The sequence below is a fragment of the Yoonia sp. R2331 genome, assembly GCF_041103235.1.
Lineage (GTDB): Bacteria > Pseudomonadota > Alphaproteobacteria > Rhodobacterales > Rhodobacteraceae > CANMYO01.
Window position 1 is genome coordinate 1897632 of record NZ_JBGCUN010000001.1, and the last position, 16239, is coordinate 1913870.

General features: G+C 57.4%; 20 protein-coding genes. 11 read left to right on the forward strand and 9 right to left on the reverse strand.

The genetic code is table 11. The features are described from left to right. Positions 1–38: 38 nt before the first annotated feature. Complete coding sequence (locus AB3Y40_RS09720; protein ID WP_369438591.1) at positions 39–1352, reverse strand: helix-turn-helix domain-containing protein; 1314 nt, start codon at positions 1350–1352, stop codon at positions 39–41. A gap of 202 nt (positions 1353–1554) precedes the next feature. On the opposite strand from AB3Y40_RS09720, the gene AB3Y40_RS09725 reads away from it, so the two are divergent. The 9 genes from AB3Y40_RS09725 (at position 1555) to aat (ending at position 9927) form a co-directional block, all read left to right on the forward strand. Continuing rightward, positions 1555–2904: a substrate-binding protein gene (locus tag AB3Y40_RS09725; RefSeq protein WP_369438592.1), complete on the forward strand. Its 1350-nt coding sequence runs from the start codon at positions 1555–1557 to the stop codon at positions 2902–2904. Between the two features lie 112 nt (positions 2905–3016). Continuing rightward, entirely contained in the window at positions 3017–4048 is a 1032-nt protein-coding gene (locus AB3Y40_RS09730; protein ID WP_369438593.1) for a branched-chain amino acid ABC transporter permease, read from the forward strand. A 4-nt stretch (positions 4049–4052) separates the two neighbouring features. Continuing rightward, on the forward strand, positions 4053–5264 hold the full coding sequence (locus AB3Y40_RS09735) for a branched-chain amino acid ABC transporter permease (protein WP_369438594.1): 1212 nt from the start codon (positions 4053–4055) through the stop codon (positions 5262–5264). Between the two features lie 11 nt (positions 5265–5275). After that, positions 5276–6034 (forward strand): ABC transporter ATP-binding protein, encoded by a 759-nt coding sequence (locus tag AB3Y40_RS09740; protein ID WP_369438595.1) that lies wholly within the window; start codon positions 5276–5278, stop codon positions 6032–6034. Between the two features lie 91 nt (positions 6035–6125). Further along, complete coding sequence (locus AB3Y40_RS09745) at positions 6126–6875, forward strand: ABC transporter ATP-binding protein (RefSeq protein ID WP_369438596.1); 750 nt, start codon at positions 6126–6128, stop codon at positions 6873–6875. Positions 6876–6995: 120 nt separating this feature from the next. Next, entirely contained in the window at positions 6996–7355 is a 360-nt protein-coding gene (locus tag AB3Y40_RS09750; protein ID WP_369438597.1) for a hypothetical protein, read from the forward strand. 102 nt (positions 7356–7457) lie between these two features. Then, positions 7458–7955, forward strand: a complete 498-nt coding sequence (accB, locus tag AB3Y40_RS09755; protein ID WP_369438598.1) for an acetyl-CoA carboxylase biotin carboxyl carrier protein — start codon at positions 7458–7460, stop codon at positions 7953–7955. An 11-nt stretch (positions 7956–7966) separates the two neighbouring features. Beyond that, complete coding sequence (accC, locus tag AB3Y40_RS09760) at positions 7967–9310, forward strand: acetyl-CoA carboxylase biotin carboxylase subunit (RefSeq protein WP_369438599.1); 1344 nt, start codon at positions 7967–7969, stop codon at positions 9308–9310. 2 nt (positions 9311–9312) lie between these two features. Then, complete coding sequence (gene aat / locus AB3Y40_RS09765; RefSeq protein ID WP_369438600.1) at positions 9313–9927, forward strand: leucyl/phenylalanyl-tRNA--protein transferase; 615 nt, start codon at positions 9313–9315, stop codon at positions 9925–9927. Here the strand turns inward: aat and AB3Y40_RS09770 are convergent. The 7 genes from AB3Y40_RS09770 to AB3Y40_RS09800 all read right to left on the reverse strand — a co-directional run bounded on the left by AB3Y40_RS09770 (position 9924) and on the right by AB3Y40_RS09800 (position 14370). Further along, a complete protein-coding gene (locus tag AB3Y40_RS09770; protein WP_369438601.1) occupies positions 9924–10280 on the reverse strand; it encodes a DUF2155 domain-containing protein in 357 nt (118 codons plus the stop codon). The genes aat and AB3Y40_RS09770 overlap by 4 nt on opposite strands. Then, positions 10280–10663 (reverse strand): NADH:ubiquinone oxidoreductase subunit NDUFA12, encoded by a 384-nt coding sequence (locus tag AB3Y40_RS09775; protein ID WP_369438602.1) that lies wholly within the window; start codon positions 10661–10663, stop codon positions 10280–10282. Before AB3Y40_RS09775 ends, AB3Y40_RS09770 begins: the two co-directional genes overlap by 1 nt. A 113-nt stretch (positions 10664–10776) precedes the next feature. Then, positions 10777–11433, reverse strand: a complete 657-nt coding sequence (locus AB3Y40_RS09780) for a VPLPA-CTERM sorting domain-containing protein (RefSeq protein ID WP_369438603.1) — start codon at positions 11431–11433, stop codon at positions 10777–10779. A 165-nt stretch (positions 11434–11598) separates the two neighbouring features. Further along, a complete protein-coding gene (locus AB3Y40_RS09785) occupies positions 11599–11976 on the reverse strand; it encodes a RidA family protein (protein ID WP_369438604.1) in 378 nt (125 codons plus the stop codon). Continuing rightward, complete coding sequence (locus AB3Y40_RS09790; protein WP_369438605.1) at positions 11976–12359, reverse strand: glyoxalase superfamily protein; 384 nt, start codon at positions 12357–12359, stop codon at positions 11976–11978. The genes AB3Y40_RS09785 and AB3Y40_RS09790 overlap by 1 nt, the downstream gene beginning before the upstream one ends. Before the next feature lies 1 nt (position 12360). Next, positions 12361–13623: an ATP-dependent Clp protease ATP-binding subunit ClpX gene (gene clpX / locus AB3Y40_RS09795; protein WP_369438606.1), complete on the reverse strand. Its 1263-nt coding sequence runs from the start codon at positions 13621–13623 to the stop codon at positions 12361–12363. Positions 13624–13749: 126 nt separating this feature from the next. After that, on the reverse strand, positions 13750–14370 hold the full coding sequence (locus tag AB3Y40_RS09800) for an ATP-dependent Clp protease proteolytic subunit (protein WP_369438607.1): 621 nt from the start codon (positions 14368–14370) through the stop codon (positions 13750–13752). A 159-nt stretch (positions 14371–14529) separates the two neighbouring features. Here AB3Y40_RS09800 and AB3Y40_RS09805 point away from each other — a divergent pair, with 159 nt between their 5' ends. Continuing rightward, complete coding sequence (locus AB3Y40_RS09805) at positions 14530–14865, forward strand: ArsR/SmtB family transcription factor (RefSeq protein WP_369438608.1); 336 nt, start codon at positions 14530–14532, stop codon at positions 14863–14865. Continuing rightward, positions 14862–15305, forward strand: coding sequence for an SRPBCC domain-containing protein (locus tag AB3Y40_RS09810; protein WP_369438609.1), 444 nt, complete (start codon positions 14862–14864; stop codon positions 15303–15305). The genes AB3Y40_RS09805 and AB3Y40_RS09810 overlap by 4 nt, the downstream gene beginning before the upstream one ends. Before the next feature lie 12 nt (positions 15306–15317). Here AB3Y40_RS09810 and AB3Y40_RS09815 read toward each other — a convergent pair whose 3' ends face one another. Beyond that, on the reverse strand, positions 15318–16151 hold the full coding sequence (locus AB3Y40_RS09815) for a hypothetical protein (RefSeq protein ID WP_369438610.1): 834 nt from the start codon (positions 16149–16151) through the stop codon (positions 15318–15320). Positions 16152–16239 lie beyond the last annotated feature (88 nt).

The following is a 16239-nucleotide window of genomic DNA, read 5'->3' on the forward strand; positions in this document are numbered from 1 at the left end:
GCACTGCCTGGCAACTATCCTTCGTCAGGCGGGCACTGTCAAAGTCGATCGCTTTGTGACGCCCCCAGGGCCGAGGGTTCGCGCCGCGCCTTGCAGCCGTCACGCGGGCAAATGCGGCAGGACACGCCCACCGGGATCGGTGTCGACGGGCCCGGTGTCGGGTCAGGCATCACCAACATGGTGGCCTGCACTTGCGGCGGGCGATCCGGCAGCATCGGTCCAACCTGTTCGGCAATGGACCAACATCGCAACCGCGTTTCTGGCTGACCGGGCAGAACAACATCGGCTTCTAACGGACGTCCAACCTGACCCAACGCAGTGTAGACCGGCCAAAGCGGACAGGCAGTCCCGCGCGGAAAGGCAAAGCCCGCAACCTCTTTCAGCAAGGTCGGAAAACCACCCGCATCACAGATCACCAAACCTAGCGGGGGTAACCCAGATAGAGGTCCTCCAAAGGCAAGCTGGCGCAAAACACGCGAAACGGGTTGTCCGCTGGCTTCAACAATCGACCAGACATCGCCCCTATGTGCGGCAATCGCCTGATCCAATGCGCTTCGCGGCAACGCCTTTTGGTCTTCGAGACAGACCGCAGCCCAATTGTCGAAAATCTCACGCGCAGGCTTGCGAAGTTGAGCTGTGTCTGGCGTCCCACCGCCTTCTGACGGGTCAAATTGCCAATTCAGGGTGTCTAGGAATGCCTCGACCTCTTGTAATGGTGAGTTTGGCACGGCCTCACCATGATCAGGCGGATCAAAATAGGTCACAAGCGCATCGCTTTCCGCAGCAAGGCGCACGGCATCGTCATGGATATTGCGGTGAAAGCGGCTTTGCCATTCGGCATCGATCGCCTCATCACTTGTCAGGATCGCCGCCGTTGACCGGATCGCTGTTGCCGCTGAAATGACCCCATGCAGCGCTGTCGCCAAGTCGGGGTCATAGGTGATCCTGTCGGCCAACATCTGTGCGCGTGCCTCGACCGCTGTGATCCTTGCGGCCTGTGCAACGATCAAACCTGCCCAGCCGGGGTAGCGCGCCGCCAATTCATCTGCGCGCGCCGCCTCGACCGAACCACCATCCCATGCGCTGGCTGCTTCCCGCATCGCGTCGAGAACCCCGCGCTCTGCGCCATCGGTCAATAGCCCCGGCGCGATGTCGAGTGCGGCCGCAATCTCGGTCAGCAGCTTGCCGGCGATTCTGCGTTTATCGTGTTCGATCAGGTTCAGATAAGACGCCGAAATCCCGGCCCGCTCCGCCAGATCAGACTGCCGCAGCCCCAAATCAAGCCGTCTAGCCCGGATGCGCGCCCCCGTTCGCGTGCTGCTTTGCTTTGCCAATTCTTTGAGCCTTTTCATCACCTTTCTGCACTTGCGCGAAAACACATTTACAGAACTTGACCGCACTCTGTTCAGATATTTACAAAAAAGTCCAGCATTCAGAACACCCTGCTATCTTATGAGCCTCCTCCCGACGATCCTCTGGTCAGCGCTGTAAAGCGTCTGCCGTGCGGGGAATGGAGGCCGCGCAGGGCGATAAAAATCCACAGGGAGGATATCAATGTCCAAATCCAACTTCTCGCGCCGTGGCGTACTGAAGACCGGGGCGGTCACCGCCGGCGGTCTGATGCTGCCCACCTATCTGCGCGCTGATGCCCATTCGGGCTTTACCAATGCGCCAACCGGCGACACCGTGAAAATCGGTTTCAACGTACCGCAAACCGGCCCCTACGCCGAAGAGGGCCTTGACGAATTGCGCGCGCAGGAACTCGCTGTTGAGCACCTCAACGGTATGGGTGACGGCGGCATGCTGAACACGTTCTCTGAAAAGAACCTCGACGGCACAGGCATCCTTGGCAAAAAGGTCGAGTTCGTCACAGGCGACACGCAGACAAAATCCGACGTGGCCCGTGCATCCGCACAGTCGATGATCCAGAAAGACGGCGTCATCATGGTCAACGGTGGCTCTTCGTCCGGTGTGGCGATTGCTGTGCAGGGCCTCTGCCAAGAGGCTGGCATCATCTTCATGGCCGGTCTGACCCACTCCAATGACACGACCGGTAAAGATAAGAAAGCCAATGGCTTCCGTCACTTCTTTAACGGCTACATGTCGGGGGCGGCTCTGGGTCCGGTGCTCGAAAACGAGTACGGCAACGAGCGTCGCGCTTATCACCTGACCGCTGACTACACATGGGGCTGGACACAGCAGGAATCCATGCAGGCGTCGACCGAGGCGATCGGCTGGGAAACTGTCCAGAACGTGCTGACACCTGTTGGTGCGGGCGACTTTGCGTCCTACCTGACACCCGTCATCAACTCTGGTGCCGATACACTCGTCCTGAACCACTACGGTGGGGACATGGTGAACTCGCTGACGCAGGCCGTCACGCAGTTCGGCCTCAAGGACAAGCAGGTCAACGGCAAAGACTTCAAGATCATCGTTCCACTCTACTCGGAACTGATGGCCGCTGGTGCGGGCTCCAACATCGAAGGCGTCTTCGGCTCGATGAACTGGAACTGGCAGCTGCAGGATGCAGGCACCGCCGCATTCGTGAAGTCGTTCGGCGAAAAGTATGGCTTCCCGCCATCCGGTTCGGCGCACACCTGCTATGTACAGACGCTGCTTTATGCAGATGCCGTGACACGTGCAGGTACCTTCAACCCATGTGGCGTTGTCGAAGCGCTCGAAGACTTCGACTTCGACGGCATGGGCAACGGTCCAACCACATACCGTGGCGCGGATCACCAGTGCTTCAAAGACGTGCTGGTTATGAAGGGCACCGAAAACCCGACCAACCAGTACGACACACTGGAGATCGTCGAGGTCACACCACGTGCACAGGTCGAGTACGACCCCGACCACCCCATGTTCGCCGGTGGCGACCTGGGAGAGTGCAACCCCGGCGCTTAAGCGCAGCGGTTTGAAATCCGGACAGGCGCCTCGCGCCTGTCCAACCCCACCCCGGCGTTGATCCGGGACCTGACAAGAACCCAATCGCGCCCCAGGGGGCAGGAGCGGTCAAATGGACGCACTCATCCTTCAACTACTCAATGGCATGGACAAAGGGGCGGCCTATGCGCTGATCGCCTTGGGCCTGACACTTATCTTCGGAACGCTGGGTGTGGTGAACTTCGCCCACGGCGCGCTTTTCATGATCGGCGCGTTCTGCGCCGTTACCATGCAACGCATCCTCAGCCTGTCTTCGACTATCGTAGATGAAACGCAGAAGGATTTTCTGGGCAACCCGCTCAAGGTTGAGGTCCCATATGTCCAAAGCTGGTTCGGAGAGGCGACAGGTGCAGCGATCCAAGACTGGGCCGTGCCAATCTCGATCCTGCTTGTCATTCCTGTGATGTTGCTGGTGGCCTGGGTGATGGAGCGCGGGTTGATCAAGCACTTCTACAAGCGCCCCCATGCCGACCAGATCCTTGTGACATTCGGTCTGGCCATTGTGATTGGTGAAATTATCAAGGCTTTCTATGGCGCAAACCCGATCCAGACCCCCTCGCCCGCGGCGCTGACCGGCTCTGTCGATCTGGGTGTCGCAATTGGATTTGAACCCAACACGATCATCTATTCGGTCTGGCGGATCGTCTATTTCTTCTTTGCAGCCCTGATTATCGCGGGTGTCTTCGCCTTCCTGCAATTCACCACATTCGGGATGGTCGTGCGTGCAGGCATGGCTGACCGTGAAACGGTGGGCATGCTGGGGATCGACATCGACAAACGCTTTACCGTGATGTTTGGCATTGCTGCCTGCGTCGCCGGCCTCGCTGGTATGATGTACGCGCCGATCCTCTCACCCCACTACAACCTTGGCATGGACTTCCTTGTGCTCAGCTTCGTTGTGGTCGTTGTCGGCGGCATGGGCTCTTTGCCTGGCGCCGTTCTGGCCGGGTTCGTGTTGGGCATCGTGCAAAGCCTGTCGTCCATGAATGAGGTCAAGGCGATCATCCCCGGCATCGACCAAATCATCATCTATCTCGTTGCAATCATCATCTTGCTGACCAGGCCGCGCGGGCTGATGGGTCGCAAGGGTGTGATGGAGGAATAAGAACATGCTTGGCCTCAACTCCCGCGATTTCCGCCTCTTCCTGATCGTTTGCGCATTATGCCTCTTCGCACCGATCCTGCTGAACCCCTTCCCCGTCGCCAGTTCGCTGGGCGAAAGCTTTAATGCAGGCTATCCGGCCCTGATGCAGCGCTTCGTGATCTTTGGGCTGCTGGTGATTGGCTTCAACATCCTCTTTGGCCTGACAGGCTACCTGTCCTTTGGCCACGCAGCCTTTCTGGGTGTCGGTTCGTTTGCCGCCGTCTGGATGTTCAAGCTGCTCAGCTACAACGTGGTGCCTGCGATCATCCTCTCTGTGATCGTCGCCGGGCTCTTCTCGGTGGTGATCGGCTATGTGGCTCTGCGCCGCTCTGGCATCTACTTTTCGATCCTGACGCTGGCATTTGCGCAGATGATGTATTCGATCGCGTTTTCCGATCTGGTCGGCAAACTCTTCGGCACCATCATCACGAACGGCGAAACCGGCCTTCAGGTCTATAACGATGACCCGCAAATCCTGATGAGCGAGGGATCACCGACGGTGCCGCATCTTTTCGGTCTTGAGATGAACGCGGCATTTACATGGGAGGTCGGCGGCTGGGAGTTTGTGTTCCAGAACGGCTATTACCTTTCTGCGATCTTCATGATCCTGGGCTTTTACTTGTCGATCCGCATCTTCCGTTCGCCCTTTGGCATGATGTTGCGTGCGATCAAATCAAACCAGACCCGGATGAGCTATACTGGCCTCGACACGAAACCCTATATGCTGGCAGCCTTCGTGATCTCTGGCATGTACGCTGGTCTGGCCGGTGGCCTCTTGGCAGCGATGGACCCGCTTACGGGGGCAGAGCGGATGTTCTGGACCGCATCGGGCGAGATTGTGGTCATGGCCATCCTCGGTGGCGTCGGCACACTTGTGGGGCCAGTGCTGGGTGCGGGTGTGATCAAGTATCTGGAAAACATCGTTTCTAAGATCAACGACACGATCCTGCACAACTGGTTCGCTTTTATGCCCGACTGGCTTGATAACCTGCTGGTCACCATCATCCATCCCTTCATCGGCAAAGGCTGGCATTTGACGCTTGGGGTGCTCTTCATGGCGGTTGTCATCTTCCTGCCCGGTGGCTTGATGCAATTGGGAGAGAAAATTGCCGCCCTCTTCGGCCGCAAAAAGAAATCCGACGACGCCAAGTCCGGCGCCACCAAACCTGCCGAATAGGAGAGCGACCAATGGGTATCCTTGAAGTCAAAGGCATCAACAAGCGCTTCGGCGGTTTGCAGGCACTGGGCGACGTCAATCTGTCAGTGACGGAAAACACAGTGCACGCGATTATCGGGCCCAATGGGGCTGGCAAATCGACGCTGCTGAATGTGTTGGTCGGCAAGCTAATCCCAGACAGCGGATCCGTGATGTTTGACGGGCAATCCGTACTGGGCCGGAAACCGCATGAGATCAACCAGATGGGTATTTCTCGGGTGTTCCAGACACCAGAGATCTTTGCCGACCTCAGCGTGTTTGAAAATGTCATGATCCCCTGCTTTGCCAAGCGTGACGGGGCCTTTCGGATGCACGCCATCGAAAGCACCCACCACGAAAAGGACATCGCCGAACAGGCCATGGCCATTCTCGAAGACGTCAACATGGCCGACAAACGCGATATGATCGCCTCGTCCATGTCGCGCGGCGACAAGCGCCGGCTTGAAATGGCGATGTGCCTCGTGCAGGACCCGCGCCTGCTGCTGCTGGACGAACCCACCGCAGGCATGGCGCGGGCCGACACCGAAAACACCATCCAGCTGTTAAAGGACATCCGCACCAAACGCGGCATCACAATGGCGATCATTGAACACGACATGAATGTGGTGTTCAGCTTGGCCGAACGGATCACCGTACTGGCCCAAGGAACGCCACTGGTCGAAGATGTGCCCGAGAAGATCAAAGGCCATCCGAAAGTCCGCGAAGCCTACCTTGGCGAAGCGCAGGTTTAATCGTGCAATTTATTGCAAATAAATTGGCTCCAAATCCTCTACGAGGATTTGCCCCAAACTTTTTTGAAAAAGTTTGCCTCGGAGAGAAGAAATGAACGCACCCTTTGACAAACGCGTCAACAACGCCGCCACCACCCCCGCCTTTCTGTCCGTATGGGAGATTGAGGCCTACTACGGCGAAAGCTACATCGTCCAGAATGTCAGCTTTAACATCCACGAAGGCGAAATTCTGGCCCTGCTGGGCCGCAATGGTGCGGGTAAAACCTCGACCTTGCGCACCATTGCCCGGCTTGACGACCCGGCCTTGAAGCACGGTGAAATCTGGCTCGACCATAAGCCCCTTCACGAAATGAAAAGCCACCAAGCCGCAGGCGAAGGCATCGCTCTTGTCCCCGAAGACCGCCGTATCATTGCGGGGCTGACAGTCGAAGAGAACCTGCAACTCGCTCAGATTGCGCCGCCCAAAGGCTGGTCGCTCGAACGTATCTATGAACTTTTCCCGCGACTGGGCGAACGTCGCAAGCAAGAGGGCGTAACCCTGTCGGGTGGCGAACAACAAATGCTCGCCATTGCCCGCGCGCTTGCCCGCGACATCAAAGTCCTGCTGCTTGATGAACCCTACGAAGGTCTTGCACCTGTGATCGTGCAGGAAATCGCAAAAACACTGAATATCATTCGCGATCAAGGGATTACGACCGTCATCGTGGAACAGAATGCGGTTGCGGCACTCAAACTCGCTGACCGCGCTGTGATCCTGGATACCGGCACAGTCGTCTATGATGGTTCCGCCAAGGAAGTCCTGGAAGACGAGGCGCTTCGCGCCAAATATCTGGCGATCTGACGCGGCGAACCAGGCATTAACCACAACTTCAGAAAACTATGTGTGTTTACGAAATGGTAAGCACACCAAGAGACACTCCTTTCAATCGACCAGCCATGAATGCATGAAAGGAGGCTAAACATGGATGCTGTGCCATCAATCAATTCACCCAGCCAACCGACACCGGCTGCCGTTTTGCGCCCCGATCAATCTCGGGTGGTTGAAACGGGCGGCGTGCTTGCCGTGCGCCCCGACACGCCTGCCCCAACACCGTCCAGCCTTGCGCAACAAGGTGCCGTGACGAAATCCAGCTTGTCAGACAGTGACGGACAGGCTGGCCCTACAGCCTCCCGCGCGCCAGAACGTGTGCTGAAACCATACGGGGTCGCTATGCTGCCAGAGGGTCCAACCGACACCAGCGCACCAGAGGCAGACGACGCATCCTCAGTGGATGCCGCCAATGCCGCAACGTCAGAGGTTGATAACACCGAAGAAGCCTGATCGCGATTTGGCTCTGTCGTGCCTTTCCACCTTGCTTTGCTTCAACTATAAGCGGCAGGAATGGCTGCTCTAACGCAGCAAACGGGCAATGGGCAAAGACAGATGAGCAACAAGACTTCTCATGACAGCGACGTCAGTTTCATTCAGGCGTTGGCCGAACTGCTGCGGCAGAACGATCTGACCGAATTGCAGGTCAAACGCGACTACGGTGAAAACGACAGCCTCAATGTAAGGGTCAGCCGGCAAACGGCGCAGGCCCCTGTGGCGATGGCTGTTCCTGCGGCGGCCCCAGCGGCGCCAGCTCCTGCAGCCGCCGTGACGGAAGCCGCACCTGCCGCTGAACCCGTGGCAGACCCGGCATCGCATCCCGGCGCGGTGACATCGCCGATGGTCGGCACTGTCTACATGGCCGCAGAACCCGGCGCCGCCCCTTTCTCGTCCGTTGGAAAGACAGTTAAGGAAGGCGAAACGCTGCTGATCATCGAAGCCATGAAAACGATGAACCACATCCCCGCCCCCCGCGCTGGCACCGTCAAGCGCATCCTGGTTGAAGACGGCGGGCCAGTTGAATTTGGCGCACCCTTGATGATCATCGAATAGGGGCGCGGCCAATGTTCGACAAAATTCTGATCGCAAACCGTGGTGAAATCGCGCTCCGCGTCGTGCGCGCAGCACGCGAAATGGGCATTAAATCCGTGGCCGTGCATTCCACTGCCGACAGTGACGCGATGCATGTGCGCATGGCGGACGAGGCGATTTGCATCGGCCCACCTTCATCGGCGCAAAGCTACCTGTCTTTCCCGGCCATCATCTCGGCATGTGAGATCACGGGCGCGCAAGCCATCCACCCTGGCTATGGCTTCCTGTCCGAGAACGCTGCTTTTGTTCAGGTGGTTGAAGACCATGACCTGACGTTCATTGGCCCAACGGCCGAACACATCCGCATCATGGGTGACAAGATCACCGCCAAGGACACGATGAAGGCACTTGGTGTCCCATGCGTGCCCGGTTCTGATGGTGGTGTGGCATCACTTGAGGACGCTAAGAAAATCGGCGCCGAGATCGGCTACCCCGTTATCATCAAGGCGACAGCCGGAGGCGGCGGTCGCGGTATGAAAGTTGCAGAAACACCCGCCGATATGGAAAAGGCTTACCTTGGCGCCCGCCAAGAAGGCAAAGCCGCCTTTGGCAATGACGAAGTCTACATCGAAAAATACCTGACCACGCCGCGCCATATCGAAATTCAGGTCTTTGGCGATGGTAAGGGCAACGCTGTGCATCTGGGTGAACGTGATTGCTCGCTCCAGCGCCGCCACCAGAAGGTGTTTGAAGAGGCGCCCGGCCCCGCGATCACCCCCGAATTGCGCGCCCGCATTGGCAAGGTTTGCGCGGACGCAGTGGCCAAGATCAATTACATCGGCGCTGGCACCATTGAATTCCTGTTCGAGAATGATGAATTCTATTTCATCGAAATGAACACCCGTCTTCAGGTCGAACACCCTGTCACCGAAAACATCTTTAACGTTGACCTCGTGCGCGAACAGATCCGCGTCGCATCGGGCCTCCCGATGTCCTTCAGCCAAGACGATCTGCACATCGACGGCCACAGCATCGAGGTGCGGATTAACGCGGAAAAGCTGCCGGACTTCCGCCCTTGCCCGGGTCGGATCACACAGTACCACGCACCCGGCGGCCTCGGGGTCCGCATGGACAGCGCTCTGTATGACGGTTATTCGATTCCGCCCTACTACGACAGCCTGATTGGCAAGCTCATCGTCAAAGGCCGGGACCGGCCAGAGGCTTTGGCCCGCCTTGCCCGCGCATTGGGAGAATTGATCGTCGACGGCGTCGATACCACAATCCCGCTTTTCCACGCTCTCCTGCAGGAAGAGGCCGTGCAGACCGGTGACTACAATATCCATTGGCTGGAACACTGGCTCGACCAGAACCTTTAGCTATGCGTGACGATCCCCCCCTCTCGCCAGAGCTATTGTTGCAGGCGTACCGGGTGGGCGTCTTTCCAATGTCGGAATCGCGCGACAACCCGGATGTCTTCTGGGTTGACCCGCGCCAGCGTGGCATCCTGCCTTTGCCGGGGTTCCACATCTCGCGCAGCCTGCGTAAGACACTGAACTCACATCGTTTTTCCGTCACGCTAAACGCGGATTTCCGTGGCGTTTTGCAAGGATGCGCTGCCCGACCTGAAACGTGGATCAATGACACCATCTTTGATCTTTATATGTCGCTGCATATGCGCGGCAACGCCCATGCGGCTGAGGTCTGGCAGGATGGCACGCTGGTCGGTGGGGTCTATGGTGTTGCCATCGGCGGCGCATTCTTTGGCGAAAGCATGTTCTCCACAGCGACCGATGCCTCAAAAACCGCGCTGGCCGCGTTGACCCACCACTTGCACGGGCGTGGCTTTACACTTTTTGATACACAATTCATGACACCGCACTTACGCAGCCTCGGCGCGCTCGAAATTCCACGCGCGCGCTATCACGCGCTGCTGGATATTGCACTGGATCTGAATGTCGAGATCGGGCCACCCGGCCCTTTGCCGGTGCCTTAGGTGGAACAGCGCAGCACCCAAACGTCATAGCGTGGGTGGTCCATGGCATTCAACGCTGGTGACGATGCAATCATCCAACCGTCAAATGCGGGCGTGGTCTCGTTTCGGTAAGTCACAGTCAGCGCAGCATAAGCATCGCCCGACGGATTGCGCGCTGGATAGCGACAATCGTTCATGCGGATCAGCAACAGGCCAACCTGTTGCGGCACTCCGTTTTGCAGGCTTACATCAGTGGTGACACCGTTCAGCTTATCCAGAACCCGGATTTCCCCGCCACTGGCAGAGGCTGCGTTCTGCGCCGCAACTGGACCTGCAAGCGCCAACCCTAACAAGATCGCAACGCACGCGCGCATTATTCAGGTGTCCATGCCTCGTAGTCCCGACGCGGCGCCGGTGTTGCACGCCGGATCGACCCTTCGGGCGCATATGCCAGTGCCGTACCGGTCAGATTTTCCTGATGCGGCTGTTCCCAATCCTTGCGAACCAGCGGTTTGTCGGTCGGCGGCTCATCCCATGTACGGTGCAACCAGCCATGCCAGTCCGGGGACACCTTGCTCGCCTCTGCCTCACCATTGAAAATCACCCAACGGCGGCTGTCATCGGCATTGCGATAAAACACGTTGCCCTGTGCGTCTTCACCCACGCGCTGGCCCTTGCGCCACGTCCACAATTGCGTGCCGTAGGTCTGCCCGTCCCACCAGGTAAAGATGCGTTTGATGCCAGAAAAAAGGCCCATGGTAGCTCTCCGATCGTTGCCGCTTTGATGCCCGATCACGCCTGAAAGGTCCAGAGCAAGAAAAAGCCCGGCGCGAATTCGCCCGGGCTTGTCCGACGTCGGTTGTGTGCAACCTAACGCTTGCGCTTGATCCGGCGCATCGCAGCAAATCCTGCGACCCCAAACCCAAACAAAAAGCCGCTGGCCGGCAGAGGGATCGACGCAACATTATCCCCAAATCCGCCCGGCTGCGGATTGTCTTGCCCGGTGCTCGGTGTGGACGATGTCAGAACGCGTACCCAGTCCCCCGTTCCGCCACGGTTGTTGAGGTCCACAACCAAACGGTTGCCCGCGACACCAACAGTATCACCACGACCGGTTTCAATCCCGCTTAGCTGACCGTAACCTGCGCCGCCATACCGTGGATTAAACTTGTTGAGGCCACCAGAGTGATAGATGAGACCCAGAATGTCGCCCTCAAACTCCAACCCGGCTGTCGCACGGTTGAACCCGCTGGATAGGGAATTCAGGAACACCATGTAAACGTTCACTTCGGTCCCTTTTGGGATCGGGACGCCAACGACGTAGTTGACGACCTGCGTCACCGGCAAGACGAAGTTTTCGACTTCAGTGAAATACTGGATGCCATCGGCCTTCAGCGCGTCATCAGCTGCGTCTGTCACGCCGGACAATTCAGTGGCCGAACCACTGAAAACAGACACTGTCGCGGCAGACGCCATTTGACCAGCGCAGGCCACGGTCAGCATCGCCAAAATATTCTTGAGGTACATTGTCAATTCACTCGTCTTCGTCCCAACGCCGTTATTCCTGAAAATCCCAATAAAGGCAAACGATTGGTGGGAATTTGGCGAAAATACAGCCATCCTCGCAACCAAAAGAAGTTAATGTTTCAATGCAGCATTCATTGTTGCGGCAATTGCATCAATCAGCCCTCTTCACGGGACACGGGCGGTCACTTCAATTTCAATTTTCATCTCGGGATTTTGCAAGGATGCCGAAATCATCGTTGCTGCGGGGCGTGCCTTGGCAAAGGCTGTCGAAACAACCGGCCAGCATGCAGGCCAATCGGCCGCATTTGGCAGAATATAGTTGACGCGCACAACGTGATCCAAACCGCTGCCCGCCTCCTGCAATGCCGCGGCAATCGTAGCGATGGCATTGCGGCACTGGTCCGTAACATCGGGCGGCATCGCCATCGAGGAATAGTTGTAACCTGTTGTTCCCGCTACAAAAACCCAGCCATCGGTTACAACTGCCCGGCTGTAGCCAATCTGCTCTTCAAAGGGTGAACCGGTAGAGATATGGCGGACCATCAACCTGCATCCTGATAAAATGTGATCTTGTTCCCGAACGGATCTGTCAGTGTCAAATCGCGTTCGCCCCAATCCTGAGTCTGCGGCGCGCCGGGGTTCAGATAAGGATATGGTCGGTTGGCCAGCTCTGCCGTAAGCGCGTCAATATCCTTAACTTTGCACCTGACCCGCGTCCCCGGTGTGGTGTCGCCATGGTGCTCGCTTAGGTGAAGCTCTGCACCATCGCGGATGACCCCAAGGTAAAGCGGCATTTCAGGCCCGAATCGATGGGTGAACAGAACCTCAAAGCCAAGCCATTCGACATAGAAAGCACGCGCCTTGGCTTCATCAAAGATGCGCAGAATTGGTGTAAAGGGTCCGACATGTGCCGCCCCTTTACCCATCTCAGGCGCTCGCGGTTTCTTTCTTCTTCTTGTCGTCGTGGATCATCAGCGGGGCAGCATCTGAATTGACCGCCTCTTCGTTCACCACAACCTCGGCCACGGTGTCCTGACCTGGCAGATCGAACATTGTGTCCAACAAGATGTCTTCCATGATCGACCGCAATCCTCGCGCGCCTGTCTTACGCTCAATCGCGCGCTTGGCAATCGCTTGCAGTGCGTCCTCAGTGAATGTCAGCTTGGTGTCTTCCAGCTCGAACAACCGCTGATACTGCTTGACCAAGGCATTCTTGGGCGCGGTCAAAATGGTGATCAACGCGTCCTCGTCCAGGTCCTGCAAGGTCGCAATCACCGGCAGACGCCCGACAAATTCTGGGATCAGGCCATATTTCAACAAATCTTCCGGCTCGAGATCCATAAAGACTTCGCCCACACCGCGGTCATCCACATCCTTGACGTCTGCACCAAAACCCATGGCAGAGCCTTTGCCACGCTGCGCGATAATCTTGTCGAGTCCCGCAAAAGCACCACCACAGATGAACAGAATGTTCGTGGTATCCACTTGCAGGAATTCCTGTTGCGGATGCTTGCGCCCGCCCTGGGGCGGAACAGAGGCAACCGTGCCTTCCATGATCTTCAGCAAGGCTTGCTGCACACCCTCGCCCGACACATCACGAGTGATCGAAGGATTGTCAGACTTGCGCGTGATCTTGTCGACCTCGTCGATATAGACGATGCCACGCTGTGCGCGTTCGACGTTGTATTCGCTGGCCTGCAGCAGTTTCAGGATGATATTTTCAACATCCTCGCCCACATAACCGGCTTCGGTCAGCGTGGTCGCATCGGCCATGGTGAAAGGCACATCCAGAATGCGAGCCAATGTCTGGGCCAGCAAAGTCTTGCCGCAGCCCGTTGGACCAATCAGCATGATGTTGGATTTCGCCAGTTCGATGTCGGATTTATCCGCGTGGTTCAGACGTTTGTAGTGATTGTGTACCGCCACAGACAGCACGCGCTTGGCATGCATCTGGCCAATCACATAATCGTCCAGAACGCCACAAATCTCTGTTGGTGTCGGCACACCTTCACCGGCTTTCAGCCCGGCTGTTTTTGTCTCTTCGCGAATGATGTCCATGCACAGCTCAACACATTCATCACAGATGAACACCGTTGGCCCCGCAATCAGCTTGCGAACCTCGTGCTGGCTCTTGCCGCAAAAGCTGCAATAGAGCGTATTTTTGCTGTCGTTCCCGGATGTCGTCGCCATCATTCGGTCCTTTGGCATGGGCCCATTGGACCCGGAAAAATCTTTGCGCGCTGGCCTTTATCCAAAGACTAGGCCAGCGCGCGCATGTCCACAACGCCAAAATGGCGCACGTCAGGTCATCGTGACCTAGTCTTCCAACTTCTCGCGGTTGGCGACGATTTCGTCGATCAAACCCCAGTCCTTGGCCTCTTCGGGGCTCATGAAATTGTCACGTTCCAGCGCCGCCTCAACCTTTTTCAATGTCTGGCCGGTGTGCTGGACATAGATCTGGTTCAACCGGTCTTTCAGCTTTTGGGTTTCCTGGGCATGGATCATGATATCCGTCGCCTGCCCTTGATACCCGCCGCTGGGCTGGTGAACCATCACGCGGCTGTTTGGCAATGAAAACCGCATGCCCGCCTCACCTGCCGTCAGCAGCAGCGATCCCATGGACGCCGCCTGCCCGATCACCAATGTGCTAACCTTGGGGCGGATATATTGCATCGTATCGTAAATGCTCAGGCCTGATGTCACCACGCCGCCGGGGCTGTTGATGTACATGCTGATTTCTTTCTTGGGATTCTCAGCTTCAAGGTGCAGCAACTGGGCGACAACCAGCTGGCTCATCCCGTCATGCACGGGACCGTTGAGGAAGATAATCCGCTCTTTCAGCAGGCGGCTGAAAATATCATAGGCGCGTTCGCCGCGTGCGGTCTGTTCGACCACCATCGGCACAAGGTTCATGTAGGTCTCAACAGGATCGTGCATCAGGGCTCGCCTCAATTTCGGGGACAATTTTGTCCATACTCTCATTTTCCTGACAGAGTCTTATTCACACCCGTCAGGGGCTTCAAGGGCAGCACCGCGCGTTGCCTTGCGAAACGGTAAACCGTTGACAGAACGATGGCCCGATGCTTTACGTAAGCCATGACTTACGAAGATGCAATAACCGCACTGGCCGATCCCACCCGCCGCGCGATTGTGGAACGCCTGCGTGCCGGACCCTGCCACGTTGGAACCGTGGCAGAGGGCCTGCCGGTATCCCGCCCGGCGGTCAGCCAACACCTGCGCGTGTTATCTGATGCGGGTTTGGTGACGGTCACGCCTCAAGGCAACCGTCGGCTTTACAGCCTTGCCCCCACTGGCATCGACAGCCTGCGCACCTATCTTGATAGCCTCTGGGACGATGCGCTTGCCGCGTTCCAGCGCGAGGCCGAAGCCCTCGCCCGCCGCAATGCCCAACAGAAAGAGCCTCGCAAATGACCGATCTGCCCGATGTGCTGACCCGCAAGACCATTGATGTCCCACTGACCGTGGCAGAGGCGTTTGCGCTATTTACCAACGGCCTTGCCACATGGTGGCCCAAAGCGGGCCCGCAGCTGCGGCTTGATCCACGTAAGGGTGGCAAGATCACCGAAGTAGACAAAGATGGGAAGCCCATCACTCGCGGGACAATCATAGCCTTCGATCCCCACGGCTACCTCGCCTTTTCCTGGCACCCGGCGGAATTTCCTCAGGCCGCGACCATCGTGACTGTCGCTTTCACCGCAACTGACACAGGCTGCCGGGTCGAGCTGATCCACGGGGCCGAGGCAATACTGGGCCCATTGGCAGACGCCGTTTCAACCAGCTATTTGCGTGGCTTTGATCTGGTTCTGGGGTCCTTCCAGACCCATGCGCAGAACGTGGTTGTCGTGCAATAGGCGCAGGCCAGCCTAGATGTCCTGCCCGGTCATGAACTGCGCCGATCCCAGACCCAAGGCACGGCTGATATCTTCAAACATCCCGTCAAATGCCGCGAACATCGCCGCATTCAGGTCCTGACCGGCTTCAGTCTCGGAAAACGCGATATAGGCATCCAGATCCGCGTCTGACAGCGGCTGATAGGCCAACATCAAAAACGAATAGACCCACTCAGTCGTGTTCACGCGAATTTCTGGCTCTTGGCTCCAGACGTCGTTTAGAACCTGATCCTCGGTCAGCTCTTGCGGCAAGGCACCACCGTCCATCAAACCTGTGTAAAATGCATAATTCGAATTCATCGCACCAACAACATTGGTCTCGACCAGGTCATTGATTTCAATAAAGGATCTGACCTTTTGGTAGCGATCTGTGTTGTCCAGCATCGCCTCTGTCGCGACCTCCTTGGCCGCTTCTTCCACGGTCTCATCCAGCAACGCCCGCCGTGCTGACAGCTCCAGACCGATGATGGTCTGCCCCGGCTCGCCACTGAAAAACGCGATCATCGCGTCGACATCGTCACCTTCCAGCGCAGTTGTCAGCCCCTCTAGCACAACTGTTTGCATGGCATCCGCGTCATAAATACCCGACACAATATTGGTCCACTCGACCGAGGCGCGACCGTCAAACAGGTCCTCACCAATCTCGGCACCATAATTGACCCCCTCCTCACGCATGATCTGCATCATCTCGGGCAGGCCCAACGCATCAAACAGGGCCTCGACCTTTGCTGGCTCAACCGTCTGCGCCTGCGCGGTCGTGACCGACACCGCCAGCGCCAGCGGTGCAATCATTCGAAAGTGGATCATATCGGACAGTCCTTTGCTGCTCTCACTCAGTGATATGCCCCGCGCGCCCGTTTTCCAAGGCCGCCCCACGGGATTGTCAGCACTGCAG